Here is a 23,829-nt window from a genome sequence, read left to right as displayed (position 1 = left end):
CCTCCCTTAGCTACCTTTATTCCGCCGGCGGGTCCGCATCCGGACCCGCCTCGGAACCCGCAGGGCCATCCTCCTGGCGCAGCGCCCGGAGGATGGTCGTCGCGAGCTTATCCCCGATTCCGAGAGGCCGAAAGTCTTCGACTGCGGCCTCTCGGATTTTTTTCAGCGAGCCAAAATGCTTGAGCAGCTGCTTGCGCCGCTTCTCGCCGATGCCGGGGATGGCGTCGAGCTGGGAGACGACCATCGACTTGCCGCGGATCTCGCGGTGGAAGGTGATCGCAAAGCGGTGCACCTCGTCCTGAATCCGCTGCAGCAGGTAGAACTCCTGGCTGTCGCGCGGCAGCGGCACGACCTGCGGCGGATCGCCCGCCATCAGCTCCGCCGTCTTGTGCTTGGCATCCTTCACGAGCCCGCAGACGGGCAGGAACAGCCCCAGCTCGTTCTCCAGCACGTCCGCGGCCGCAGAGATATGGCCCCGGCCGCCGTCGATGACGACCAGGTCGGGCAGCGGCAGCCCTTCCTTCAGCACCCGCTCATAGCGCCTGCGGACGACTTCGCGCATCGTCTCGTAATCGTCCGGTCCCTGAACCGTCTTGACCTTGTACTTGCGGTACTCCTTCTTGTCGGGCTTGCCGTCGGTGAAGACGACCATCGCCGAGACCGGATCGCTGCCCTGGATGTTCGAGTTGTCGAACGCCTCGATGCGGCGAATCGGCCCGGTGCCGAGGTACTCGCCGAGGTTCTCCACCGCCTTGACCGTGCGCGCTTCGTCGCGTTCGATCAGGCGGAATTTCTCGTCGAGTGACATCCGCGCGTTCTTCTCCGCCATGGCGACCATCTTGCGCTTGCGGCCGCGGCGGGGAATATGCGCCTTGATCCCGAGCCAGGTCTCCAGCAGCTCCTTCAGGTCGCCGGTGCTGCGGACCGCGCCTTCCGCGGCCTCCCTGTCCGCCTCCTCGGCCGCTTCCTCGGCCGAGTCCTCGTCGTCCTCCGCTTCGTCTCCGAACGCTTCCTCGTTGATTTCACCGATTTCGTCGATGCCCGCGAGCGCATCGTCGGCCGCGGCATCGGCCGCTACAATAAGCTCTGTGCCGTCCGCTGTTCCGGCGTCAGCGCCGTCCGCTTCGACAGCCTGCCCGGCTGCCGCCTCGGTCTCCTCCCCGGCCACTTCCGTCCCGGGGGCGGCGGGCAGCAGCACCTCGCGCGGAATCGCCGGGTTGCTGCTGTAATACTGGGTCACGAAGGAGAGAAAGTCGTCGTACTCCTCCCCGTAATAAGGGAACACCGAAGCGTGCCGCTCGATCATCTTGCCCTGCCGCATGTACAGCACCTGCACGCACATCCAGCCCTTGTCGACGGCGTAGCCGAAGACGTCGCGGTCCACCCGGTCGAGCGTGGTGATCTTCTGCTGCTCCAGGACGGCATCGATGCTCGCGATCTGGTCGCGGAACTCGCGGGCCCGCTCGAATTCAAGGTTTTCCGCCGCCTCGTGCATTTTCTTCTCGATCTCCTTGCGGATTTCCCGGTGTCCTCCGGAAAGGAACCTCTGGATATCCGTCAGCATATCGCGGTAGGTCTCGGGCGGGACGTCAAATTCGCAGGGAGCCACGCATTGGCCGATGTGGTAATACAGGCAGACCTTCGGCGGCATCGTCCGGCACTTGCGCAGGGGATACAGCCGGTCGAGCAGCTTCTTGGTTTCGTGGGCGGCATAAGCATTGGGATAAGGGCCGTAATATTTCGCCTTGTCCCCCACGACCTTGCGGGTCACCTCCAGGCGGGGATGCTCTTCGTTGGTGATTTTGATGTAAGGGTATGTCTTGTCGTCCTTCAGCAGCACGTTGTAGCGCGGCGAATGCTTCTTAATGAGGTTGCATTCGAGGATCAGCGCCTCCATGTTGCTCGCCGTGACGATATATTCAAAGTCCCGGATCTCGCTCACCAGCCGCTGCGTTTTGCCGTTGTGGCTGCCGGTAAAATAAGACCGGACCCGGTTCTTCAGCACCTTGGCCTTGCCGACGTAGATGATTTTGCCGTCCTGATTCTTCATCAGGTAACAGCCCGGCTGGTCCGGCAAAAGAGCCAGCTTGTGGCGGATGTTCTCCGGTACGGACGCGATCATATGTTCACCTCATTCTCATAAAAAAGAGCAGGGGAATCGTCCGGCCTCACCGCCGGTGTCCTCCGCCTGCTTGGTTGCGCCTGAGCGCGGGGCTGCCGGAGTGCGGGACCGCAAAGTCCCTTCCAACCGGCGCCCGAAGCCGCCCGCTCTTACTGATGGCGGGAGACGACGTTCTTCAGCGCATCCTTGGACTGGAAGCCGACGATCTTGTCGACCGGCTGGCCGTCCTTGAATACGATCAAGGTAGGAATGCTCATTACTCCGAAACGCGATGCGGATTCGGGGTTGTCATCCACATTCAGCTTGGCGATTTTCACGCTATCTCCAAACTCTTGGTCCAGCTCTTCAAGGACCGGCGCAATCATTTTGCAAGGGCCGCACCACGGTGCCCAGAAATCCACCAGTACGGTTCCTTTGCCTTCCACTTCACCGCCGAAGGTTTGGTCCGATACGTTGACGATTGCCATGGTTGATCCTCCTTTTCTAAAGTAAGGGCCTATCGCAGGATAAGCTCCAGATGTCGCTACTTATCTATCTTACCCATTTCCGGCAGACAAGTAAAGCAAGCCGAAAAGGGTCCGCGAAAGGCCTTAAAGGGAGTTTCGCTCGGCAAACGGGATCGGGTCCGACGCTTGCTTGATCCGGAACCCACCCGCCAAAAACCGGCACCGGGTCCGCAGAAGACAGCCTGCCGCCTATCGCCCATTTGGCACCGGTATGGTAAACTATTGCCAAATCCTCCCGGCAAGGAGTGCCCGGATGAAACTACTTCGCATCCTCAGCGTCTCGATCCTCGTGATCGCCGTCGTCGCGCAAAGCGCGGTTTACCTGTATCGCCACTCGTTCGCCGGACAGCTCCATCAGTACGGATTTTCGCCCGCCGATATCCTTCTGGAGGAGCGGGAGCCGATCATGGGCAAGCCCGACACCCGGGTCATCCTGCTCGCCTCGCGCGACCGCATCGGCGTGATCGGTTTAAACCGAACCCCGCTCGGCCTCTGGAAAGAGAGCGGGGTTTTCAGCACTTATGTATTGGACGTTCCGAATGAACACAGCTATGCTCTGAGCGACTTGGTCCAACCGGGCGTCGGCGGCGAGAACAGGCCTACCATGCGAATCCATTACTATTTCGGCCTGCCGCTGCCCGCCGACTCCCCGCGTCCGGTAATGAAACGGACGGAGCTGTTCGATCTTCAAACGCGCTATTTTGACTGGAACGGTAAAACGCTGCTGTTCGTCCATGCCATTCAGGATACGTCCCGTCTGCCCTCATCGGGAAGATTCACATCCGACGAGGTACACAAGTCCATCGAAGCCCAGTTGGCCGAGGCCGCAAAGTAGCTGCCGCCATGGAGCAAGACGTTCCGCGGCCCGGGGATGGGAAGCCAGTCTTTTCCCGCCCATTTTGCAGGATTATGGGTTGTATGTTCCCGGCTTTTCCTTTACAATTCAGTACAATGAAACGGCTGAAGACAGCCGCTTGCGAAGGGAATGAAATAGCCTCATGGCAGAGAAGCTCAAAGCCGGAATCGTCGGCGGCACCGGCATGGTCGGCCAGCGGTTCATCGCGCTTCTGGAGAATCACCCTTGGTTCGAGGTGACGACGATCGCCGCGAGCGCCAACTCGGCGGGCAAGCCGTACGAACAATCGGTTCAGGGCCGCTGGAAGCTCTCCACTCCGATCCCCGAAACCGTTAAAACCATCGTCGTGCAGGACGCCTCCAAGGTGGAGGAAATCGCCCCGCACGTCGATCTGATCTTCTGCGCCGTCGATATGAAGAAGGCGGATATCCAGGCGCTGGAAGAGGCTTACGCCAAGGCCGGCGTGCCGGTGATCTCCAACAACTCCGCGCACCGCTGGACGCCGGACGTGCCGATGGTCGTGCCGGAGATCAACCCGGAGCACCTGGAGGTCATCCGCCATCAGCGCGAGCGCCTCGGCACCGAGACCGGCTTCATCGCCGTCAAGCCGAACTGCTCGATCCAGAGCTATGTTCCGCTGCTGCATGCGCTGCGCGACTTCAAGCCGACGCAGGTCGTCGCCAGCACCTACCAGGCGATCTCCGGAGCCGGCAAGAACTTCACCGATTGGCCGGATATGCTCGACAACGTCATTCCCTATATCGGCGGCGAGGAAGAGAAGAGCGAGCAGGAGCCGCTGCGCATCTGGGGCACGGTCGAGAACGGCGAGATCGTCAAGGCGACGGCACCCGTCATCACCACCCAGTGCATCCGGGTGCCGGTCACGGACGGCCACCTGGCCACGGTCTTCGTCTCCTTCGAGACCAAGCCGTCCAAGGAAGAGATCCTCGAGCGCTGGAGAACCTACGCCGGACGCCCGCAGGAACTGAAGCTGCCGAGCGCGCCCGCTTCCTTCATCACCTACTTCGAAGAGGAGAACCGGCCGCAGACGAAGCTGGACCGCGACATCGAGAACGGCATGGGCATCTCCGCCGGTCGGCTGCGCGAAGACGGCCTCTACGATTACAAATTCGTCGGCCTGTCGCACAATACGCTGCGCGGCGCCGCCGGCGGCGGCGTGCTGATCGCCGAGCTGCTGAAGGCCGAAGGCTATATTCAGCCCCGGGTGCAATCCGACTCGGCCGTCGAGGTCTAATCGACAGCGCCCCTAACCCAAAAGACAAGCCGCGTAAGTACTGCCGGCTTGTCTTTTTTCGTGCGCAGGACGCTTTCGGCCTATCGGGGCCCGCCGCCATAGGGACACTGTTGGGGCGAACCGCTAGTCCCGCCAGCGCCCCATCACGAGCGTATCGTAGTAGCGGCCGTCCGCCAGAAGCTTGTCCTTCCTCAGCCACCCCTCCATCTCGAAGCCCAGGCTTTGGTAGAGCCGGATGGCTTTCTCGTTCGTTTCCAGCACGCTCAGCGAGATTTTCTTCAAGCCGTTGGCATCGGCCCAGGCAATCGATTCGGCCAATAGGCTTCGGCCGATCCCGTGACCCCAGTAAGCTTGCAGGACGCATACACCGAATTCGACCTTGTGCTTCAGCCGATTCAAGGAGCTCCCCTCACACCGGGAAAACCCGGCGATTCGGCCATTGGCCTCTGCGATCAGGAACAGGTTGCGCTCCAGCACAGTGTCCTGGACGATCAGCGCTTCGAAGCCGGACGGATCGAGGTACGCTTCGCCGCTTTCCCGATCCATGTTCTCGGTTTCTCCGTCAATCTGCAGGCGTACCTGAGCCAATTCCGCCGCATCCTCCCGCGCCGCGGAACGGATTCGATAGGTTAACCCCCGTACCGCATACTCCCGTGCCTCTTCGATTCTCATCTCTATTCTCCTCCTGAAATCCCTGCTCGCCGCGACATAAGAAAGGCGAAGTCCCGCAGATTGACGGGATTTCGCCCCTTTTCACGCGAACGGTAAGGCTTGCGACCAGACACTTGACTCAGCCAAGCCGCTTGACCGGCCGCACGACCGCGTAGCCGTAGACCTCCGGGTAGTGCCGCTGATAGGCAGGACGCGAGTCGTCCCAGGCATACCCTCGCTCGGCGGGATCATAAGACCAAGCCAAGTCCTCCACGGCCGCCATGACCTCCGCGTTCCGTCGAAGGTAGTCGAACGGCGGGTGAAAGAACACCAGATAGTCCGACTCGGGATACTCCCGACTTTCCATCCCTTCCGGCAGTTCGCCCTTGTCGTCCAAGGGCAGAAGGATGCCGTACAGGTAGCCTCGGCTTTGGCCTTGGTCCGTCTTCTCGCCAAGGCTAAACCACCCGGCCGTCTGGGAAATTTGGCCGGGAAGCGACCGGGGAGCCATGCTCTCCAGTTGGCCGCAAATATCATCGATGGAATGGCCATTCTGCCAAAAATCGCCGTAATTGTTGACCTCGGGGTCCCAAATGCCGACGAATTGGTGTGCCGGAATGGTTTCCGTAAGAATTTGGACTTCCTTTGCTGCGAATTGCGGATTGCTCATTGCCTCTCGCTCCTTCATCTGATGGTGATAAGGGGAGAACACCTCCTGACGAACGGCGAGGCGGATCGGTACCTGAAGCCGGCGGTAGGCTGCTGGAGGCAGGCCGAACGCTTTAACGAACGCCCGGGAAAACGCCTCCTGCGAGGAAAAGCCGAATTGAACCGCCACGTCGAGAATGCGCGCATCCGAATCTCTTAGCTCCATGGCAGCTCGGCTGATCCGACGCTGCCAGATGTAATCACGGAGCGTCATACCGGTCAGCTCATGGAACCGTCGAGTACAATGATACGGCGAATAGCCAAGCTGCTCGGACATCTGCAATAGTGTTGGCATCTCCGTATCCCCCAAGTGCTCATCGACCCAATTGACCATGAGCTGCACCATCTCGTTCCATTCGTACAAGAGTGCTTCCTCCTTTCACTCATAGAGTAGCACGGAGTGCTTGAGGCAGATTTGACTTCGCTTGCGCTCCGGGCCTTGCGGCGGATGGTCGCTCGGGTCAGGGATTACCGCGGGAATGGCAAGCGAAGAACGCTGGCGATGATGGCGCGAGAAGAACCTAGCTAGGCTTGCGTCCGAGATGCAGGTCGATGGTGTCCCGGACGATCACCGTCCCGCCGTGAGCATGAATGGCTTCGCGCAATCCGGCTTCGAAGGGCCTCTTCGCCTCCGGCGGCAGATGGCGGTGATCCGAATAGGTTTGCAGCAGCCCGACGTACTCCTCCACGCCAAACTGCCGCTCGCTATGGAACAGCTTGAGCCGGTAATCGGCAAAGCCCGCCCGTTCGATGCCTAAGCCGATCCGTTCGCTATGTTCGCTCAGGGTTTCGATGGGCTTGGACGACTTCGGGAAATAATCGCGGTACACCTCATCCACCGCCTGCTTCAGCGCAAGGTTCGCCGGACTGACCGTCGCATGATTCCAGAACAAAGCAAGTGTGCCGCCGGGCTTTAACAACGCATAAGCCTTGTCGTACCCGAGCGGCTCAGGAATCCAATGAAAGGCGGTTCCCGAATAGAGCAGGTCGGTCTCGCCAAGAGGACCGGCATAATCCTCGAAGGCCTGCTGAACGACGCGGAGATGAGGATACCGGGCAAACTTCCGTGCGGAATACCTCGCCAGCTCTTCGCCCAACTCGATGGCCGTGATCCGGCAGCCCGCCTTCAGGAACGGCTCCGTCGCCTGCCCGGTTCCGATGCCGACCTCGATGGCAATGCTCCCGGCCGCAAGCTTCGCATAAGCGAAAATCTCCTCAAACAAGCCGCCGACGTAGCGCGGCCGCCATTTCTCGTATGCCTCCGGATCTTCGTTAAAGGTGAGGCGTTTGTCCATGCGCAAATCTCCTCCGTTTTTCGGGTTGACGGACTATTTTGGCCGCACTAGAATGGAAAACACTTGAAGCGACGCAAAGGGGGGGCCGCTCGATCCGTGCAGCGGCTCAAAGGATGTTTTGAAAGATCAAGGGAGATGAAGCGAATTGGGGATGCTGCAAACTTTCGACCGGAGCGATCCGATGCTGGATCGTGCTCCGTTCCTCCGAGACGAGATTCCGTATCAGATGGTCAAACCGATCTGTGAAGCGCAGGACGCGCTGTGCCTGAAAACGCCCGATGAAACAATGCTGTTCGTCCAGAACAAAGGACGCAGCGGCTGGCTGTGGCTGGCAAAGGAGCTGACGGAGGAGCACAAGAACGAACGGGTTCAGGAATTGCTTTACTTCCCAGGAGTTCGCCATCCCGGCATCATCGGAGAGCCGGATACCGCCGAGCGCTTTTCCCGAATCTACGGCCAAGCCACTGGACTCAGCGGTCACCTATATCTGCTTACGGAGTCTTACCTTTGTCCCAAGCTGATACTGCCCGAGCCCACCCAGGGCAGCCTGCACCCGGCCGAAGAACGGAATATCGACGAAGTCGCCCAATTCATGGCCGGCTTTTCGACAGATGCACTTGGTATCGCAGATGACCCACAGAGTCTGCGGTCGAAGGCGGAGAATGCCATTCATAGGGGAAATCTCTATCTTTGGCGGGTTGATAATCGCCCCGTCTCCATGGCCCAAATCGCCCATCGCGGACCGCGCCTGGCCCGAATCAATGAAGTGTACACTCCCCGGCCATTCCGCAATCAGGGATATGCCCGGGCCACTGTGGCCGGTCTGTGTTCGCTCATCTTGGCCGAAGGCTTAATTCCGACGCTGTATGCGGACGTGAAGAATCCTGCGGCAAACCTACTATACCGCAGCTTGGGCTTCGAGGAAAAGGGGCGCATCGCCGACATCCGTTTCTCCTAAGCCCCGGGCCTGCTGGCGATAACAAAGAAGCTTCCGGAACCGCCTTGGCGATTCGGGAAGCTTCTTTACGTTCAGTCGGAATGGCCCTCGCGCCGCTTATCCCCGCGTCCGTCCCATGCCCCGTTTGTTGCTGCCGTTCAGGGGGACGACTTCGACGAACGGGCGGATGCGCTCCATCAGCCGACGGCCGCGCGATTCGTCCTCGCCGTCGCGGCTGGTGAAGGCAAAATGCCGTTCCAGCGTAGCCAGGTCATGATTGGACGTGTAGAACGTCGGCTTGCGGTCCATCCGGTAATTCAGGATCGAGCCCAGCACATGGTCGCGCAGCCATGGGTTGAGGTTCTCCGCACCGATGTCGTCGAACACCAGCAGGTCGGTCTCCTTGAGCAGATCGATGGTTTCCTTGAGCCGCTGAGGCTCCTCGAACATCGACTTCAGGTCTTCGGCAAAATCGGGCATGTAGACGATGACCCCGCCGAGCTCCGACTTGGCCAGCTCGTAGAGCAGGTAGCACATGAGGAAGGTCTTGCCCACTCCGTGCTCGCCCTCCAGATAGAGGCCGTACGGCTGGAGCCCCTTCTCCTTGGTCGTCTGCACGTATTCGATGATCCGCTTGGCTTCCGCCGCCCGGTCGGGATCGATCTTGAGAATTTCCGAATGGGAATAGCCTTCGTTGAGGGCCCGGTCGTCCACATAAAAGCTGCGGATGCGGCGGCGCACGGCGTTCTGCGCCTCGAAGGCCTTGAATCGCTTGCAGGGCGTGCGCTGGTCGTAGATCTTCGTCTCCCCGCCGTCCTGCTCGGCGACGAGCGTCGTATAGTGGCCCTGCAAATCATTGGGGCAATTCGCCAGACCCGGACAGGCCGTCGTGCAGACCTTGTATTCCTTCAGAAATTGATAGACGGCGTTGAGGTGCGGCTTCAGGTCTTCGTCGGTGACGAACGGGTACCGCGCGCTCCATTTCCGAAACAGCGGATCGGCCATCAGCTCGCGGCTCTTCTCTTCTGCCATGCGGCGGTACTCCGGCTTGATCATTCCTTTCAGGGCGTGCGACAACGACTCCATGCCGGCCCCTCCTTTCTACGCTGCTTCGACCGATTGCGCTCTTCCGAAAATCACGGATTTCCGTCCAGCTTCTCGGCCCACTTGACCATTTCCTCGAATTCCTCGGCGGACAGCTTCGTTCCGGCCTTGCCGCCGTTCTTGACGGTCGGCAGCGCCGGCTTCTGCTTGCCCCGGCCGCGCCCGCCGGATCCCCGGCCTCCCGTGCCGCCCTTGCCTGAAGCCGCCGTCTCCGTCCGCTCCTTCAGCTTGGCCCGGTCGCGCGTATACTCGACGGCCTGCTCGTAGGTGAGCACCTGCTTGCCGAGCATGTCCGACGCCACCGCCTCGATGGAGGACTTGGCCCAGGAACGGCGGCTGACGTGCATGTAATGAATCAGCACGTTGATGACTTCCTCCGGCAGCTTGTAGTTGAGGTCGATCTTCTCGAACACGTCGAGCACGCCGTCCGGCACGCTGCCCTGCGAGAAGAACCGCTTCAGCACCTTCGTGTACGGGTCGTTGCGCATGATCATGTTGTACTGGTGCTGGTCGCATTGGCCCTGGAAGATCGTCGGCACCTCGAGGTAGTAGGCCATCTCCACCACTTTCTCCTCGGCGCCGTCTTCCTCGGCGGGGCGCAGCGGGACCACCTTGTTCAAGGTCCGCTCCAGCTCGTCCTCGCGTTTTTTGCCCTGGCGGAAATAGAGATTGGACTTGTACTGCAGCACATCATGGCGCAGCGAGCCGTCCTCGTCGAAGACCGAGTCCTCGTCGAGCAGGCGGCAGGTCTCCTGCAGCGTCAGGTCGTATTTCTTGGCGATGATGTTGATCTCCGCCAGTTGGTCCTGGCGGTATTTGAGCGCTTCGACGTAATCGCGGTTGCGCGATCCGCGCGGGAAGCGCTGGATGATATCGGCATAGGCGAAGCCCTTGGAGACGACGTCGAGCTTGACCTTCGAATCGCGGGTCGTCGCCGCCTCGGCGAAGCCCTGCTCCAGCTCGTAGTCGAACACCTGGGTGTTCAGCCGGAACAGCTCGTAGAACGGCACCGACAAGTTCTCGCCGTTGGCGTCCGTGAAGCCCTCCGGCTCGCTCGCCACCAGCTCGTCCTTCAGGAACAGGAGCGTGAACTTGCCTACCTTGTCCCGCAGGAGGTACGTCAGGTGCTGATTGCGGAAAAATTCCGCCGGTGACAGCGGCTCATAGAGCTGGTACTCGAATACGTAATCGTCGCTTTCCGGCAAGAAGCGGCGCACGGTCTGCAGGAGGCCGACCGCCTCCAGCTTCGAGGTCTGTTCAATGAAGATCTTGCGGCCGCGTTCGCCCGGCTCCAGGTCCAACGACAGGAACAGCGTCCGCTGCTGCTCCAGCGAGGAGAAGCCGACGCGGTCGCCCTCCAACTGCTGGTACAACGTCGAATAAACCCCGATGGCAAACGCGCCGACCATCGGCTGATACATCTTGGTCAGCATCTTATAATCCAGGCTGCTCAGGGAAAAGTCCCGAAATACGCAGAACCGGTGATTCTCGGTAAAGTGCAGCATATTGGTCATGCGCATGACAGCAAAACCCCATTCTCGCGCAGATATCGTTCTACCATTCTACCACACAAATCGACACGTCAGGGGGGCGCGGCGACAAAAAAGATTTTCCTCTTTTCCGCAGGTTTAGGCAGGACTATCCTGATTTGCCTCAAAGCACGGGGATAAAATGAAAAGCCCCCGCGGTCTAGGCGAGGGCTATTTCCCTGTTCCCATTAAGTTCGTTCAGCGTCCGTTCATCATGCCGAATCGGCCGGTTTCGCCCGTCCGGCTGCAGCCCGCCGCCATCTCCCGAAGCTGCTCGTCCGAGAGAGCCGGGTGCATCTGCCTCGCATGCGGCAGCATCCGTTCGAAGAAGGAACCGCCGCTGCCCGGAGCGGAAAAGACCCCGTCTGTTCCCGAAGCCGCCGAGGCCACAACCGTCCCTGCGCTTAGAATCAAAGCGCACGCCGCAAGGCCAAGTCCAATTTTTTTCTTTTTCATATCCGTTATCCTCCTCTGGATGTCATGAACCGTTTTTTTTGTTGTGCATTGAAATCCAAATCCAATAAGCGAGTCCGACCATCCCGGCGACGATCATCGCCGCCAGGCAAGCCCGGCCCCAGGGGAGCCGGCCCATCCCCATTCTCCTCATCGGCATCCCGTGAAACGACGAAGCCGATAAGAATAGACAAACCGTTCCCATGGCGAGAAACCCGGCCGCGATCAGCCAGTCCGCTTTTTTCATGGTTGTTCCTCCCCGCGCTCGGGCGCCCAGCGGATCTCAAACCGGGTTCCGCGTCCCGGTTGGCTGAATACGAGCAGTTGTCCGCCTTGGAGCTCGACCAGCTTCTTCGCGAGCGGCAGCCCGAGGCCGGTCCCGCCATGCTGCCGCGACCGGGATTTCTCCACGCGATAGAAGCGTTCAAAGATGTTAGAAAGCTCCGCTTCGGGAATGCCGATCCCGGTATCCTCCACCGCCATAAAAGCGTATTCGGGCCGTTCGTCCAGCTCGACGAGGATGGAGCCCTTCTCCGTATACCGAACGGCGTTCTCCAGCAGGTTCAAGAGAACCTGCTCCATCCGGAGACCGTCTCCATAGAGAAGCGGTACCTGGGAGTTGAGCTTCGTTTGCAGCGTCAGCCGCTTTTCGTCGGCCTTCAGCTTGATTTTCTGAACGGCGCTCTGCGCCAATTCGGCGAGATCGATCCATTCCAGAGATAAGCTGATTTTGCCTTCCTCCATCTTGGCCAGTTCGAACAGATCGTCCACCAGCCGCTGGAGACGAACGGCTTCCTCGTGAACGATATCGAGATAAGCGTCTCTCTCCGCTTCCGATTCGTAGAGGCCCTTACGGAGCACCTCGGCGTACCCTTCCAAGTACGCAATGGGCGTTCGAAGCTCATGCGAGATGTTGGCAAAAAACTCCTGGCGCGAATCCCGGTACCGCTGCAGCCCGATCGCCAGGTGATTGATCGACTCCGCGAGCGCACCCATCTCGTCCTTGCCATGCACCGCGAGCCGAGTCTCCAGATCGCCCGCCGCCATGCTCCGGGTGGCCGCTTGCATAGCCAGCAGCGGACTCGACACCCGAATGGCGATGATCCAGGTGATGCCGAGCGCCAGCAAAAAGGCCCCCGCCCCCGCAAGCGCCAGCACCCGGCGGACCGCTGCGATGGATTCGTCCATATGCCGGGTGGAGGACAGGACGTATACCGCGGTTTGCCCGGGCTCTCCGGTTTTGTTCAAGACCGCCCGGGCTGCCAGGTAATAGCGCTCTCCCTTGGCATCGGTATATTCCCGCTCCATCTTTCCGCCGGCGAACAGAGGGGCGAGCTCCTCCGACTTGACGAGCATCGGGTCCAAAGCCTCGTCCGGGCCGGAATGCGCCACGATTTGCCCTTGGCGGGAAACATACAGAACGCGGACGTTGGAGAAATCGGCAAAGGTCAGCAGCGCTTCCTCGGACATCAGCTCCGGCGATTCGCTCATGGCGGCGAAATGGGCGGTAAGCTCCTCCGCCTCGGTTCGCATCTCCGCCGTGTAAAAGTTCGTGAACATCCGGTTGGTCGTCCACCCGAGCAAAAGGATCACCACGGCGAAGGCGGTCAGAATGACGAGGCCCAGCTTGAGGCCGATTTTATTCTTCGCCATGCGCAGGAACCGTCCCGTTGAACTTGTAGCCGATGCCCCAAACCGTCTGGATCGGATTGTAGCCGAGCCCCGCCTTTTGCGCCTTCTCCCGAATGTTCTTGATATGGGTATCGACGACGCGCACTTCTCCCTCGTATTCTTCTCCCCAGATCAACTGAACCAGCTCGTCCCTCGTGAAAGCGCGGTGCTCGCTGCTCGCCAGGATGACGAGCAGATCGAATTCCTTCGGCGTAAATTCGACCGGACGGCCGGCGATAAGGACGTCCCTTCCCTGCGGCAAGATCCGAAGCCGAGGAAACTCCAGCGCGGCTTCCCGGGTATCGGGAACCGGCAGATTGGCGGAGCGGCGGATCAGCGAATAGACGCGGGCCAGAAGCTCTTCGGGTTCAAACGGCTTGGTCAAATAATCGTCCGCTCCGATGCCAAGCCCGTATACCTTGTCCTTCGTCTCGGAACGCGCGGTCAGCATCAGAATCGGGACTCGGCTGCTCTCGCGAATCTTCTTGCACACCTGCCATCCGTCCATGTCGGGCAGCATCACATCGAGCAGGACGACATCGAAGGCTTCTTGCCGCGCGAGCTGCAGCGCCTCATGTCCGTTGGTGGCCTCCTTGACCTCGAACCCCTCCCGCGTCAAGAAAATCCGCAGCAGGTTTCGCATTTTCCATTCGTCATCCACGACCAGCACCCGAAGCTGGGACATGCGGCACCCACCTTTTCCGATTGAATTCTATCCCTTCATAATACCACGACCGCCTCGCGCTTGCTTCCCGCACAAAAGGCTAGCGGCGGCGCTTGGCCAGAAGCGGCATCAGAACCAGATGGGACAGCGGACAGATCAGCATGACCAGATAGGGCAGAACCGAACGCGCCGGGCCGCCGGCTCCCGCGCCGCCGTTCACGGCCAAATAGAGTCCGACAAGAATCGCCGGAAGCGCGCAGCCGATCCCCATGATCCAATTGCGTTTGCGGGACCGCCCCGCAGGCTGGCCGTTCGCTTGGTGAGTTCCTGCGTCGTGGGAATGACCGCAGCAGTTCATGATTTTTCCTCCTTCGGGAATTATCGTACCGGTTCTGTTACGGAGTGAGCCTCCGCATCTCTTGCTTCAGCCGCTCGTTCTCTTGCTTAAGCTCATCCAACTGAGCCTGAACGCCGGGTTGCGGCGATGCGTTGTCCGACGGTGCGCCGTGTCCCTTCCCCCGTATCATTCCCAGCATCATCACGACCATCATCAACGGACAAGCCAATAAGGTAAGCCAGGACCAATCCATCGCCATTCTCCTTTCAGGACGCTTTCTTGTTGCAGAATCTAGAGTACCAGCGGAATATGGAGAAACGATGTGGGTCCGGCGCGGAACGCAAAAAAACAAGAGCCAAGCGAGAACAAACCGCTTGGCTCCTTGGTTCTAAATCTGCGAATCAATTCATCCCGCTCAGGATCGCATTGATAATTCCCTGCTGCGTGACGGTGTTGGTCGAGCGGTTGAACAGCCCGAACCCGTACTGGCCGTTGTATCCGTTATCCCAGACGACCGGAACGGCCCCGTATTTCTTGGCCGCCGCACAGACGGCTTTGGCATAGGCGGCCCGATACGTGTTGTTCGTGCTGTCGAGGGCCGTTTTATCGATCGAGCCGAATTCGCCGATGACCACCGGATACCCCTGCGTCACAAACTTATCGTACATGGCCTTCATCTGGGCGTTCAAGTAATCCTCCTGTCCCCAGGTCGATTTCTTGGACGGGTTGGTCGCGGTTGCGCCCCACTGGATGATGGTACCCGACTCTTCGCCTGCGAAGTCCCAGGGCGAATAGTAATGGGCGGAGATCATGATCCGCTTCTCGCTGCTCGGCACTGTAGAGGACCGATAGGTGTCGGTCGGCAGCACAAAGCCGTAATTGCCAGTCGTGTAATCGATGTTCGTATTCCAGCCCGGGATCAGCAGCCATCTCGCGCTGTTATTGCCGCCCGTCTTCCGAACCGTATCCACGAAGATTTGGTTATAGGCATTCAGGTTCGCGTAGTACGCGGAATTGGGCGCTCCATAAGTCCCGTCAAACTCCTCGTTCATCGACTCGAAGATCAGATGCTCATCATAGTTGACGAACGTGGCGGCCACTTGCTGCCAAACCTTCTGATACTTGGCCTTAATCGTCGTCTGATCGCCGCCGTTGACCAGCAGCCAGGAGCCGGGTACCGAATTGTAACCGTCTCCATGAATATTGATAATGACGTACAAGCCTTCGCTGTAGGCATAGTCTACGACCGTCTTAATCCGGTTCAACCACGTCGCGTTAATCGTATAATTCGGCGCGCTCCCGATATAGTTCAAATAGGAAACCGGAATGCGGATCGTTTTAAAGCCTGCGGCTTTTACCTTTTGAATCAGCGTTTTCGTAATGGTCGGATTGCCCCAAGCTGTCTCGCTCGGAATTCCGTTGGAGCTTGCCTCCAGCTGGTTGCCCAGGTTCCAGCCCGCCCCCATCTGCTGGACGATCTGCGAAGCATTCAGTTGAGCGAACGCTTTTGCCGTCGGAGTCCAGCCGGATAAGCCAGAGACGATCATCAATACCGCGACGAGCAGGCAAACGGGAGTTACTTTTCTTTTCGAAACCATTTCCACGCCCTCCATTCAAATTTGGATTATACGACAGTGATTCTCTTTAAAAAATTGCAGCTCACCTCGTTTCCGTTTAATCAAACACCCTGCAGCCGGGCTTCACGAAAACCTCAAAACCGCTTGCAGGAGCAAAGTTTACCGCTAACTCTATTCTAGCATTTTCCATTTCCTTTTGTATATATGTAAACGCTTTTTATGGAAATAGATTTTCGTTTATGGATCTTCCTATTCCTCTATTTTCCGCTTCGAGGCTTGTCCCATGTAAGCCTGGAGGCCGGGTACTTTCTCCCGCTCAGAACCTTCTATTAAAAGACAACGGTGAAGCCAAACCAAAGAAGCTAAGCGAAAGGTCGCTCAGCTACTTTTTTCATTCTTTGGCTTCTTGTTTAAGCTTTTCGCGCTAAGGTAATTCGATTTTCTGGTGCTTGCCCTTATAATCGTTATAATGCCAAGACCACTCGCCATTTTTTTCAAATGCGGCATAGTACTCAAAATTCGCTTCGCCGTCCCGGTCCGTGTCCATGGGAATGACGATATCGGGGAGAATGCGGTCTTTGCTGAATGACTTAAAGTACGCTTCCAACACTTCCGTCTTGAAAGCATCGGTACGCATATAGTCATCCGTCCGCTTGACCACATCCATTTGCACCGTGGCTTCGGGTTCCTTCTTAAACGCGCACCGGAACAGCACCCTGGTCGGTTTGGCTACCGTTTTAAAGGAAGTCATGCCGGGAATATCCCGGTTCATCTGCTTGCGGAAGGTTTTCAATGAGCTGCTGTCGAGGTTTTTGGTTGAAGAACAGCCGCTAATGAGCACGACCGCAGCCATTAACAGATGGATCCCGCCTTTTTTCACTAGAAGCTCCACCTTTATCTCGAATACTTGAAGCCTCTTCCAAACCGAAAAGGCCCGTTCCCTCGATTTACCACAAGCATAGCACAAAGCTTATTCGGCCTTCGATAAAAAATCCTCCCGCCTTTTCCGCCTGGCGTGTGAACCGGGCCTTCCCACTCATGCCTCCCTGGCGGTTTGCCCTCGTTCCTGCGATTGCGCTACAATCGGGATAGCACGTTTACCGTCAACCTGAGCCGTTAGGAGTGTTATCTGATGAATGAAGCCGTTCTAACCCTGGAGGGCTGGTACGCCCTACACGATTTCCGCCGGATCGACTGGACGGCGCTGAAGGCCGCTCCCGCCGAACGCCGGAAGGAAGCCCTGACCGAATGGAAAAACCTGCTCGACGAATGGGCGCTCAGTGAATCTTCCCGCCAGGGCAGCACCGTCCTCTACAGCATTGTCGGCCAAAAGGCCGATTTCGTCCTCATGCATCTGCGCCCGACCCTGCAGGAGCTGGAGAAGGTTGAGCTGGCCTTCAATCGGTCGCGGATCGCCGAATTTACCGTTCCGACCTACTCGTACGTGTCCGTCGTCGAACTTTCGAACTACCTGGCCAAGCCCGGCGTCGATCCGATGGAGGACCCGGACATTGTCGCCCGCCTCAAGCCGACCCTGCCGCGGACCGAGCACATCTGCTTCTACCCGATGAACAAGCGCCGCCAAGGCTCGGACAACTGGTACATGCTCAGCATGGAGGAGCGCCGGACGATGATGCGCAGCCACGGCATGATCGGCCGCAATTACGCCGGTAAGGTCAAGCAGATCATCACCGGCTCCGTCGGCCTCGACGATTGGGAATGGGGCGTCACCCTGTTCTCCGACGATCCGATTCAGTTTAAGAAGATCGTCTACGAAATGCGCTTCGACGAGGTGAGCGCCCGCTACGGCGACTTCGGCGGCTTCCACGTCGGCAACCGACTGGATTCCGGGCGCCTCGGCGATTGGCTCGGCATTAAATAATTGCCTGGCTGGAGGCGGCTCGATTAGCCTTCCGGCAGACAAGAACAGCGCGGCGATTCCCTTCGCGGGGAAGTGCCGCGCTTTTTTGCCGCTCGTGAAGCCCGCAGATTTCACTCCATCGCCGCCATTCATCACACCGACAAAAAATCCTTGGTTGAAGCTTTCCGCCGCATTTGCCATAATGGTTGAAATATGGAGGCGCGTGTCCGCGTGGACATCTATCGCTTATCCGTCGAGGGAGGCTGTATTCAGGTGAAGGGCATTATCACGGTTCTGGGAAAAGACAGGGTGGGCATCATCGCCAAGGTCTGCACGTATCTGGCCGAGCAGCAGGTGAACATCCTGGACATCTCGCAGACGATTATCCAGGGGTATTTCAATATGATGATGATCGTCGATATCTCGAACGCGGCGAAGAGCCTGGAGTCGCTCGTCGAGGATTTGCAGCAGGTCGGTCAGGAGCTGGGCGTAGAGATCAAGCTGCAGCACGAGGATATCTTCAACATCATGCACCGGATCTGATCCGCCGGAAACGGCGACGCTATTGCATTCGGCGAACCAGGATGGAGCGGTCGGAGCGGGGTGGAGAAGCGCAGCGATCGGAACCTCGCTCTAGACTGCGGAATCCGGCGTTCGTCGGGCAGAATCGACTGCTGCGAATAAGGATGGAGCGGTCGGAGCGGGGTGGAGAAGCGCAGCGGTCGCCTTTGTTTTTCGGGGCCCACCTTGAAGCTCTTCTTCCAATCAGGCCCCGCAAAACAACAGCGATCGGAACCTCGCTCTAGACTGCGGAATCCGGCGATGGCCGAGCGCTTTTCGGAACTAGACCGCGGAGTCCGGCGTTCGCCGGGCAGAATTTCGCTCGGTTGCGGAGTCCGGCGCTTGCCGAGCGTCAGATTTTATTAAAATTCAAAGGGGGCTCGTTCGCCTTGATTTCACTGGTGGAAGTGCAGGAAACCAATAAAATGATCCGCGAGATGAACCTGGACGTGCGCACCATCACCATGGGCATCAGCCTGATGGACTGCGCGCATTCCGAGCTCAACGTGTTCTGCGACAACATTTACGACAAGATCACCCGCTCCGCCGAGCACCTCGTCAAAACCGGCGAGGACCTGGAGAAGCAATTCGGTGTGCCGATCGTCAACAAGCGCATCTCCGTGACGCCGATTTCCATCGCCGCGGGCAGCCTCAAGACGGACAGCTACGTGCCGGTGGCGGAAGCGCTCGACCGCGCCGCCAAGCAGGTCGGCGTCAACTTTATCGGCGGCTTCTCGGCGCTCGTGCAGAAGGGCTGTACGAAGGGCGACCGCATCCTGATCGAGAGCATCCCGGAGGCGCTCCGCGTCACCGATCGGGTCTGCGCTTCGGTCAATGTCGGCTCTTCCCGCAGCGGCATCAACATGGATGCCGTCAAGCTGATGGGCGAGATCATCAAGCAGACGGCGGAGCTGACCGCCGAGCGCGATTCCATCGGCTGCGCCAAGCTGGTCGTCTTCTGCAACGCGGTGGAAGACAACCCGTTCATGGCCGGAGCCTTCCACGGCGTCGGCGAGCGCGAATGCGTCATCAACGTCGGCGTCAGCGGACCCGGCGTGGTGAAGCGGGCGCTGGAGGAAGCGAAGGGGCAGGACTTCGAGACCCTCTGCGAGACGATCAAGCGGACCGCTTTCAAGATTACCCGCGTCGGCCAGCTCGTCGCCCAGGAAGCGTCCAAGCGGCTCGGCGTGCCGTTCGGCATCATCGACCTCTCCCTCGCCCCGACGCCGGAGATCGGCGATTCCATCGCCGAGATCTTCCAGGTGATGGGGCTGGAACAGGCCGGTGCGCCCGGCACCACGGCGGCGCTCGCCATCCTGAACGACAACGTCAAGAAGGGCGGCGTCATGGCGTCCTCCTACGTCGGCGGCCTGAGCGGCGCCTTCATCCCGGTCAGCGAGGATCACGGGATGATTGAGGCCGTTCAGAAGGGCGCCCTGACGCTGGAGAAGCTGGAAGCCATGACCTGCGTCTGCTCCGTCGGACTCGACATGATCGCCATCCCCGGCAGCACAACGAAGGAAACGATCTCCGGCATCATCGCCGACGAAGCGGCGATCGGCATGATCAACCAGAAGACCACCGCCGTCCGCATCATCCCGGTCATCGGCAAGGACGTCGGCGAGATGGTCGAATTCGGCGGATTGCTCGGCTATGCGCCGGTGATGGCCGTGAACGGATTCAGCTGCGAGCCGTTCATCGCCCGCGGCGGCCGCATTCCCGCCCCGATCCACAGCTTCAAAAACTGAAGCGGAGCGAAAGTTTCCTTTTTCAGGAACATCAAACAAACGCCACGAACGTCAAAAAACGCGTTTCCTCGTCCAGCTTCCCTTCCGGGAAGGCTGCCGATGAAACGCGTTTTACTTTGTAAAGACATCAATGTCGGGGCGAGCGCCTAATCGTCCGCTTCTTCCGCCTGCGCCCTTAAGGAGGCCAAGTATTCCTCGTCGGCCCGGTCGCGCTGGCGGCCCTTCTCCTTCAACCGCTCGATGGCGGGTTGGACCAACCGGTCGACTTCCTGCTGAACGGTGTAGGACAGGTCGTACCGCTTCTGCGACTCCAGGAACGAGCCGACCTCGAGAAGAGCGTTGTAGCGGTCGAGCTCGTCGCGGGTCAACAGCCCCCGGACCTGAACGCTGCAATGCCGCATGGGCGGCCCTCCTTCCTTAGAGGCCCTTCTTGAGAACCAGCGGGATGCCTCCGATGATATAGAGATAACGGACGTCGATAACTTTCTTCATCATCGCCGCTTTGTACCCCTTCATCTTGTACTTGCCGACGACGCCGACGGCGTTGCCCTTGCCGAGCGAAGCGACGGTTCCGCGGTTGTGGTAAGCGAATTCCTTCAGCGGCGAATTGCGGATAGTGGCGATCAGGTTATGGGCGCACACCTCGGCCTGCTGAATGGAAATCTGGGCGGTCGGCGGGTACGGCTTGCCCTGCTCGTTCAGCACGATCGAGCAATCGCCGAGCACGTAGACATGGTCGTATTCCTTGGTGCGCAGGTACGAGTCGACAACGACCCGGCCGCGCATGGTCTCGAAGCCGGCGTCCTCCAGCAGCTTGTTGCCCCGGACGCCGCCCGTCCAAACGACGGTTCCGGCCTTGATCGTCTCGCCGCTGGCCAGAATCACGCCGTCCTCCGTGCACTCCTTGATGGCGGTAGCGAGGCGGAACACCACGCCCTTCTCCTTCAAGGCGTTGGTCGCATACTCCACCAGCTCCGGGTCAAAGCCCGGCAGCGCGGTCGGCGCGGCCTCCACGTTGATGATCTGAACCAGCGACGGATCGACGTCGAATTCGCGGCACAGCTTGGGCAGCCGGTCGGCCAGCTCGCCCAGGAATTCGATGCCGGTGAAGCCGGCTCCTCCGACGACGAAGGTCAGGTAGTCCTTGCGCTGCGGCTCCTGCTTGAACTTGGCAAACTGGAATTCGATGTGCTCACGGATGTAGCGGACGCTGTTCAAGCTGCGAATGCTGAGCGCATGCTCCTTCAGCCCGGGAATCCCAAAGGTTTCCGGCTCGCCGCCGAGCGCGATCACCAAATAATCATAGGACAGCGTGCTGTCCTCGAGAATCACCTTTTTATCCTGCGGACGAATCTGCGCCACCGTGGATTTCACGAAGTCGATCTTGAATTCGTCGATCAGCTTGGAAATGTCGACCCGGGCATTCTCCGGCTTGTCGGTTCCGGCCGCGGGCATATGCAAATGCGTCGTGATGTAGTGATACTCGTGCTTATTGACAAGCGTCACGTCAGCCTCGTTGTAGTTCAAATGCTTTTGCAGCCGAATTGCGGTAACCACACCTCCGTAACCGGCTCCGAGAATGACTATGCGGGGTATACGGCTCATCTCTCCTAATCCTTTCCGTCCCAATGTAATCTAACGTTTTCTCTCTATAAGGTTCCCGGCGGGCCGAACTTCACCGAATGACAGCCGGCTCCCGGCCGGTACGACGTTCCCCTTTTCAATCCTAAAAATGATATCCCTTGAAGGGCAAAATAGCAAGACTTTTCCCTTCCATCATACCCCGTTTGCCCGGAGTAAAGCAAACTTTGCCCTTCCATATTTCTTTGTGATTTGTGATGAATTTTACACCTGCATTGGCGCTTCGGTTTCATTTCCCGGCGGGGATTGTATATAATAAATTCGAGTTCCTACGCAAACGCCCTGGAGGTGCTAGAGTCACGTGACCACGCAAGAAGAAATTGTTGACATCGCCATTATCGGCGGCGGGCCCATCGGGATGTTCGCCGCGTTTTATGCCGGGATGCGCCAGTCCTCCGTCAAGCTGATCGAAAGCATGCCGCAGCTGGGCGGACAGCTCGCCGCCCTCTACCCGGAAAAATACATCTACGACGTCGCCGGCTATCCCAAGATCCGCGGGCAAGAGCTGATCGATAACCTGCAGGAGCAGATGAACCATTTTCCCGTCGACGTCCGGCTGGAAGAAAAGGTCGCCCTCGTGGAAAAGCTGGAGGAGCGGCTCTTCGAAATCACCACCGACAAAGCCGTACACCGCGCCCGCGCCGTCATCGTCACCGCCGGAATCGGCGCTTTCGAGCCGCGGAGGCTGGAGCTGGCGGATGCGGAACGGTTCGAGAAGAAGAACTTGCACTACTTCGTCAAGGACTTGGCCTCCTACGCCGGCAAAAAGGTGCTGATCAGCGGCGGCGGGGATTCCGCCGTCGACTGGGCGCTGATGCTGGAGCCGATCGCCGAGCAGGTGACGCTCATTCACCGCCGCGACAAGTTCCGTGCCCACGAGCACAGCGTCGAGATGCTGATGAAGTCCAAGGTCAACGTCGTCACCCCGACGGAGATTGCGGCGCTTACCGGCGCCGACCGGATCGAGAGCGTGACGCTGAAGAACGTCAAGACCGGAGAAGAATCCGAGCTGCCGGTGGACGACGTCATCGTCAACTTCGGTTTCGTCTCGGCCCTCGGCCCGATCTCCGAATGGGGCTTCCAGATCGAGGACCACTGCGTAGTCGTCGATTCAAGGATGGAGACCAACATTCCCGGCATCTTCTCCGCGGGCGATATCACCACCTACCCCGGCAAGCTCAAGCTGATCGCCGTCGGCTTCGGCGAAGCGCCGACCGCCGTCAACAACGCCAAGGTGTACATCGATCCGAGCGCGAAGCTCTCCCCCGGGCACAGCAGCAACATGAAGCTGTAATCCGGCCGGTTAACCGCCGCTCCCGACAACGGGAGCGGCTTTTTTGCGCTGCGGCGGGATAGACTAGGAGGGACGCCGTCCTTGCGGCGATTCCGATCCGACTTAGGAGGCGACGACCTTGCCGGACCTTCCCGCTTCCGCCTCCGTCTGTCCCGTCTGCAACGGGCTTCGCACGCTCTCGGCCCGCTGTCCGATTTGCGGTCAAGCCGCAGAGGACCAAGGCCGCTACAACGATCTGTTCGGCCCTTACTCGCCCTACCGGCCGATCGAGGACGTGTCGCGCACGAACGGGCTGCCCGACCTGACGCTCGGAGCCTGCGCCCATGTCGCCGTATGCCGAAACTGCGCCCATGCCTTTCCCGTATATATAGCCGAGGAGGGGCATTGACGGAATCTCCCTGTTTGCGGCCATCGCCCAAACGGGTAAGGAGATAAAAAGGGAGGATGCGCAAGCCCATGCATCCGCATTGCCCCATCCATCCCTCTCAAGGAGTGAATGCCATGAAAGCATCGGCAGGCGGCCGCTTCCCGTTCTCCCGGGCTCCGAGGCAACCCGTCCGGGTGGAGGATTTGCCGGAGGAAGAACAACCGCTCGCAGTCCGGCCGGAAGGCCAGACCGACGAAGAGTACGTCCGCGCCAATTTCTGGATCAAGCTGAAAACCCACGCGGCCAAGCTTCCGTTCCTGCAGGAAGCCGTCGCGCTCTATTACTGCGCGATCGATCCGAAGACGCCCAAATGGGCGAAAGCCGTCGCCTTTGGCGGGCTGGCCTATTTCATTCTCCCGATCGACGTCATCCCCGATATCTTTGTTTTGGTCGGCTGGACCGACGATGCGGCGATTCTCGCCGGGGCGATCAAGACGCTGTCCACCAAGGTGAAGGACGAGCACCGCGACAAGGCGAAGGCTTGGATCACCGGGCGCAAGCTGGTGAACGGACGAACCGCCGGCGATTCCTGAATCGAGGGCTTTCCGGCGTCAGCCAAGGCTAGCGGATGAGGCCGAGGCGCGATGCGGCGCTCAAGCCCAAAAAACCTTTCGGCCCGAAGCCGAAAGGTT

Annotated in this window: 26 protein-coding genes; 9 read left to right on the top strand and 17 right to left on the bottom strand. The window is 59.3% G+C overall.

From position 1 onward, the window contains the following. Positions 1–16: 16 nt before the first annotated feature. A complete protein-coding gene (gene uvrC / locus ACSEXS_RS15785) occupies positions 17–2,122 on the bottom strand; it encodes an excinuclease ABC subunit UvrC (protein WP_438434196.1) in 2,106 nt (701 codons plus the stop codon). Between the two features lie 149 nt (positions 2,123–2,271). Then, positions 2,272–2,589, bottom strand: coding sequence for a thioredoxin (trxA, locus tag ACSEXS_RS15780; RefSeq protein WP_438434195.1), 318 nt, complete (start codon positions 2,587–2,589; stop codon positions 2,272–2,274). 292 nt (positions 2,590–2,881) lie between these two features. Between trxA and ACSEXS_RS15775 the strand changes: the two genes are divergently transcribed. Beyond that, positions 2,882–3,463, top strand: coding sequence for a hypothetical protein (locus ACSEXS_RS15775; protein WP_438434194.1), 582 nt, complete (start codon positions 2,882–2,884; stop codon positions 3,461–3,463). Between the two features lie 163 nt (positions 3,464–3,626). After that, complete coding sequence (gene asd, locus ACSEXS_RS15770; RefSeq protein ID WP_438434193.1) at positions 3,627–4,739, top strand: aspartate-semialdehyde dehydrogenase; 1,113 nt, start codon at positions 3,627–3,629, stop codon at positions 4,737–4,739. A 123-nt stretch (positions 4,740–4,862) separates the two neighbouring features. Here asd and ACSEXS_RS15765 read toward each other — a convergent pair whose 3' ends face one another. The 3 genes from ACSEXS_RS15765 to ACSEXS_RS15755 form a co-directional block, all read right to left on the bottom strand. Continuing rightward, complete coding sequence (locus ACSEXS_RS15765) at positions 4,863–5,411, bottom strand: GNAT family N-acetyltransferase (protein WP_438434192.1); 549 nt, start codon at positions 5,409–5,411, stop codon at positions 4,863–4,865. A 118-nt stretch (positions 5,412–5,529) separates the two neighbouring features. Continuing rightward, entirely contained in the window at positions 5,530–6,462 is a 933-nt protein-coding gene (locus ACSEXS_RS15760) for a helix-turn-helix transcriptional regulator (RefSeq protein ID WP_438434191.1), read from the bottom strand. A 157-nt stretch (positions 6,463–6,619) separates the two neighbouring features. After that, positions 6,620–7,393, bottom strand: a complete 774-nt coding sequence (locus ACSEXS_RS15755) for a class I SAM-dependent methyltransferase (RefSeq protein ID WP_438434190.1) — start codon at positions 7,391–7,393, stop codon at positions 6,620–6,622. Positions 7,394–7,544: 151 nt separating this feature from the next. Here ACSEXS_RS15755 and ACSEXS_RS15750 point away from each other — a divergent pair, with 151 nt between their 5' ends. Beyond that, the gene (locus tag ACSEXS_RS15750; protein WP_438434425.1) at positions 7,545–8,351 is read left to right on the top strand and encodes a GNAT family N-acetyltransferase; all 807 of its coding nucleotides are present in this window, start codon (positions 7,545–7,547) and stop codon (positions 8,349–8,351) included. 96 nt (positions 8,352–8,447) lie between these two features. Here the strand turns inward: ACSEXS_RS15750 and zapE are convergent, their stop codons facing one another. From zapE to ACSEXS_RS15700, 10 genes are all read right to left on the bottom strand, one after another. After that, positions 8,448–9,416, bottom strand: a complete 969-nt coding sequence (zapE, locus tag ACSEXS_RS15745) for an AFG1/ZapE family ATPase (protein WP_438434189.1) — start codon at positions 9,414–9,416, stop codon at positions 8,448–8,450. 50 nt (positions 9,417–9,466) lie between these two features. Continuing rightward, the gene (locus ACSEXS_RS15740; protein ID WP_438434188.1) at positions 9,467–10,954 is read right to left on the bottom strand and encodes a replication initiation and membrane attachment family protein; all 1,488 of its coding nucleotides are present in this window, start codon (positions 10,952–10,954) and stop codon (positions 9,467–9,469) included. A 207-nt stretch (positions 10,955–11,161) separates the two neighbouring features. Further along, the gene (locus ACSEXS_RS15735) at positions 11,162–11,419 is read right to left on the bottom strand and encodes an FAD/FMN-containing dehydrogenase (protein ID WP_438434187.1); all 258 of its coding nucleotides are present in this window, start codon (positions 11,417–11,419) and stop codon (positions 11,162–11,164) included. 22 nt (positions 11,420–11,441) lie between these two features. Further along, positions 11,442–11,663, bottom strand: a complete 222-nt coding sequence (locus ACSEXS_RS15730) for a hypothetical protein (RefSeq protein ID WP_438434186.1) — start codon at positions 11,661–11,663, stop codon at positions 11,442–11,444. Beyond that, a complete protein-coding gene (locus ACSEXS_RS15725) occupies positions 11,660–13,069 on the bottom strand; it encodes a sensor histidine kinase (RefSeq protein ID WP_438434185.1) in 1,410 nt (469 codons plus the stop codon). The genes ACSEXS_RS15730 and ACSEXS_RS15725 overlap by 4 nt, the downstream gene beginning before the upstream one ends. Then, positions 13,056–13,772, bottom strand: coding sequence for a response regulator transcription factor (locus ACSEXS_RS15720; protein WP_438434184.1), 717 nt, complete (start codon positions 13,770–13,772; stop codon positions 13,056–13,058). Before ACSEXS_RS15720 ends, ACSEXS_RS15725 begins: the two co-directional genes overlap by 14 nt. Positions 13,773–13,851: 79 nt before the next feature. Continuing rightward, positions 13,852–14,109 carry a hypothetical protein gene (locus tag ACSEXS_RS15715; protein ID WP_438434183.1) on the bottom strand — a complete coding sequence of 86 codons (258 nt, stop codon included), beginning with the start codon at positions 14,107–14,109 and terminating at the stop codon, positions 13,852–13,854. A 37-nt stretch (positions 14,110–14,146) separates the two neighbouring features. Further along, positions 14,147–14,341: a DUF2933 domain-containing protein gene (locus tag ACSEXS_RS15710; RefSeq protein ID WP_438434182.1), complete on the bottom strand. Its 195-nt coding sequence runs from the start codon at positions 14,339–14,341 to the stop codon at positions 14,147–14,149. A 148-nt stretch (positions 14,342–14,489) separates the two neighbouring features. Continuing rightward, entirely contained in the window at positions 14,490–15,686 is a 1,197-nt protein-coding gene (locus ACSEXS_RS15705; protein ID WP_438434181.1) for a glycoside hydrolase family 5 protein, read from the bottom strand. A 403-nt stretch (positions 15,687–16,089) separates the two neighbouring features. Further along, positions 16,090–16,545 (bottom strand): hypothetical protein, encoded by a 456-nt coding sequence (locus ACSEXS_RS15700; RefSeq protein WP_438434180.1) that lies wholly within the window; start codon positions 16,543–16,545, stop codon positions 16,090–16,092. Positions 16,546–16,797: 252 nt separating this feature from the next. Here ACSEXS_RS15700 and hemQ point away from each other — a divergent pair, with 252 nt between their 5' ends. The 3 genes from hemQ (at position 16,798) to ACSEXS_RS15685 (ending at position 19,835) form a co-directional block, all read left to right on the top strand. Next, complete coding sequence (gene hemQ, locus ACSEXS_RS15695; protein WP_438434179.1) at positions 16,798–17,547, top strand: hydrogen peroxide-dependent heme synthase; 750 nt, start codon at positions 16,798–16,800, stop codon at positions 17,545–17,547. A 252-nt stretch (positions 17,548–17,799) separates the two neighbouring features. After that, complete coding sequence (locus ACSEXS_RS15690) at positions 17,800–18,069, top strand: ACT domain-containing protein (protein ID WP_438434424.1); 270 nt, start codon at positions 17,800–17,802, stop codon at positions 18,067–18,069. 410 nt (positions 18,070–18,479) lie between these two features. Beyond that, entirely contained in the window at positions 18,480–19,835 is a 1,356-nt protein-coding gene (locus ACSEXS_RS15685) for a PFL family protein (protein ID WP_438434423.1), read from the top strand. Positions 19,836–19,981: 146 nt separating this feature from the next. On the opposite strand, the gene ACSEXS_RS15680 is transcribed toward ACSEXS_RS15685, so the two are convergent. After that, on the bottom strand, positions 19,982–20,236 hold the full coding sequence (locus ACSEXS_RS15680; RefSeq protein WP_438434178.1) for a hypothetical protein: 255 nt from the start codon (positions 20,234–20,236) through the stop codon (positions 19,982–19,984). A 16-nt stretch (positions 20,237–20,252) separates the two neighbouring features. After that, on the bottom strand, positions 20,253–21,440 hold the full coding sequence (locus tag ACSEXS_RS15675) for an NAD(P)/FAD-dependent oxidoreductase (RefSeq protein WP_438434177.1): 1,188 nt from the start codon (positions 21,438–21,440) through the stop codon (positions 20,253–20,255). A gap of 337 nt (positions 21,441–21,777) precedes the next feature. On the opposite strand from ACSEXS_RS15675, the gene ACSEXS_RS15670 reads away from it, so the two are divergent. The 3 genes from ACSEXS_RS15670 to ACSEXS_RS15660 all read left to right on the top strand — a co-directional run bounded on the left by ACSEXS_RS15670 (position 21,778) and on the right by ACSEXS_RS15660 (position 23,730). Then, the gene (locus ACSEXS_RS15670; RefSeq protein WP_438434176.1) at positions 21,778–22,770 is read left to right on the top strand and encodes an NAD(P)/FAD-dependent oxidoreductase; all 993 of its coding nucleotides are present in this window, start codon (positions 21,778–21,780) and stop codon (positions 22,768–22,770) included. Between the two features lie 118 nt (positions 22,771–22,888). After that, positions 22,889–23,158, top strand: coding sequence for a hypothetical protein (locus ACSEXS_RS15665; protein WP_438434175.1), 270 nt, complete (start codon positions 22,889–22,891; stop codon positions 23,156–23,158). Positions 23,159–23,271: 113 nt separating this feature from the next. Beyond that, positions 23,272–23,730, top strand: coding sequence for a YkvA family protein (locus tag ACSEXS_RS15660; protein ID WP_438434174.1), 459 nt, complete (start codon positions 23,272–23,274; stop codon positions 23,728–23,730). Positions 23,731–23,829 lie beyond the last annotated feature (99 nt).

The sequence above is a fragment of the Gorillibacterium terrae genome (assembly GCF_051594785.1).
Lineage (GTDB): Bacteria > Bacillota > Bacilli > Paenibacillales > NBRC-103111 > Gorillibacterium.
This window is presented reverse-complemented; position numbering and strand designations above follow the sequence as displayed.

Bases quoted from the DNA above. Each gene is read 5' to 3' on its own strand.
- uvrC (WP_438434196.1), bottom strand. From the start codon at position 2,122: ATGATCGCGTCCGTACCGGAGAACATCCGCCACAAGCTGGCTCTTTTG.
- trxA (WP_438434195.1), bottom strand. From the start codon at position 2,589: ATGGCAATCGTCAACGTATCGGACCAAACCTTCGGCGGTGAAGTGGAA.
- ACSEXS_RS15775 (WP_438434194.1), top strand. From the start codon at position 2,882: ATGAAACTACTTCGCATCCTCAGCGTCTCGATCCTCGTGATCGCCGTC.
- asd (WP_438434193.1), top strand. From the start codon at position 3,627: ATGGCAGAGAAGCTCAAAGCCGGAATCGTCGGCGGCACCGGCATGGTC.
- ACSEXS_RS15765 (WP_438434192.1), bottom strand. From the start codon at position 5,411: ATGAGAATCGAAGAGGCACGGGAGTATGCGGTACGGGGGTTAACCTAT.
- ACSEXS_RS15755 (WP_438434190.1), bottom strand. From the start codon at position 7,393: ATGGACAAACGCCTCACCTTTAACGAAGATCCGGAGGCATACGAGAAA.
- ACSEXS_RS15750 (WP_438434425.1), top strand. From the start codon at position 7,545: ATGCTGCAAACTTTCGACCGGAGCGATCCGATGCTGGATCGTGCTCCG.
- zapE (WP_438434189.1), bottom strand. From the start codon at position 9,416: ATGGAGTCGTTGTCGCACGCCCTGAAAGGAATGATCAAGCCGGAGTAC.
- ACSEXS_RS15740 (WP_438434188.1), bottom strand. From the start codon at position 10,954: ATGCGCATGACCAATATGCTGCACTTTACCGAGAATCACCGGTTCTGC.
- ACSEXS_RS15735 (WP_438434187.1), bottom strand. From the start codon at position 11,419: ATGAAAAAGAAAAAAATTGGACTTGGCCTTGCGGCGTGCGCTTTGATT.
- ACSEXS_RS15730 (WP_438434186.1), bottom strand. From the start codon at position 11,663: ATGAAAAAAGCGGACTGGCTGATCGCGGCCGGGTTTCTCGCCATGGGA.
- ACSEXS_RS15725 (WP_438434185.1), bottom strand. From the start codon at position 13,069: ATGGCGAAGAATAAAATCGGCCTCAAGCTGGGCCTCGTCATTCTGACC.
- ACSEXS_RS15720 (WP_438434184.1), bottom strand. From the start codon at position 13,772: ATGTCCCAGCTTCGGGTGCTGGTCGTGGATGACGAATGGAAAATGCGA.
- ACSEXS_RS15715 (WP_438434183.1), bottom strand. From the start codon at position 14,109: ATGAACTGCTGCGGTCATTCCCACGACGCAGGAACTCACCAAGCGAAC.
- ACSEXS_RS15710 (WP_438434182.1), bottom strand. From the start codon at position 14,341: ATGGATTGGTCCTGGCTTACCTTATTGGCTTGTCCGTTGATGATGGTC.
- ACSEXS_RS15705 (WP_438434181.1), bottom strand. From the start codon at position 15,686: ATGGTTTCGAAAAGAAAAGTAACTCCCGTTTGCCTGCTCGTCGCGGTA.
- hemQ (WP_438434179.1), top strand. From the start codon at position 16,798: ATGAATGAAGCCGTTCTAACCCTGGAGGGCTGGTACGCCCTACACGAT.
- ACSEXS_RS15680 (WP_438434178.1), bottom strand. From the start codon at position 20,236: ATGCGGCATTGCAGCGTTCAGGTCCGGGGGCTGTTGACCCGCGACGAG.
- ACSEXS_RS15675 (WP_438434177.1), bottom strand. From the start codon at position 21,440: ATGAGCCGTATACCCCGCATAGTCATTCTCGGAGCCGGTTACGGAGGT.
- ACSEXS_RS15660 (WP_438434174.1), top strand. From the start codon at position 23,272: ATGAAAGCATCGGCAGGCGGCCGCTTCCCGTTCTCCCGGGCTCCGAGG.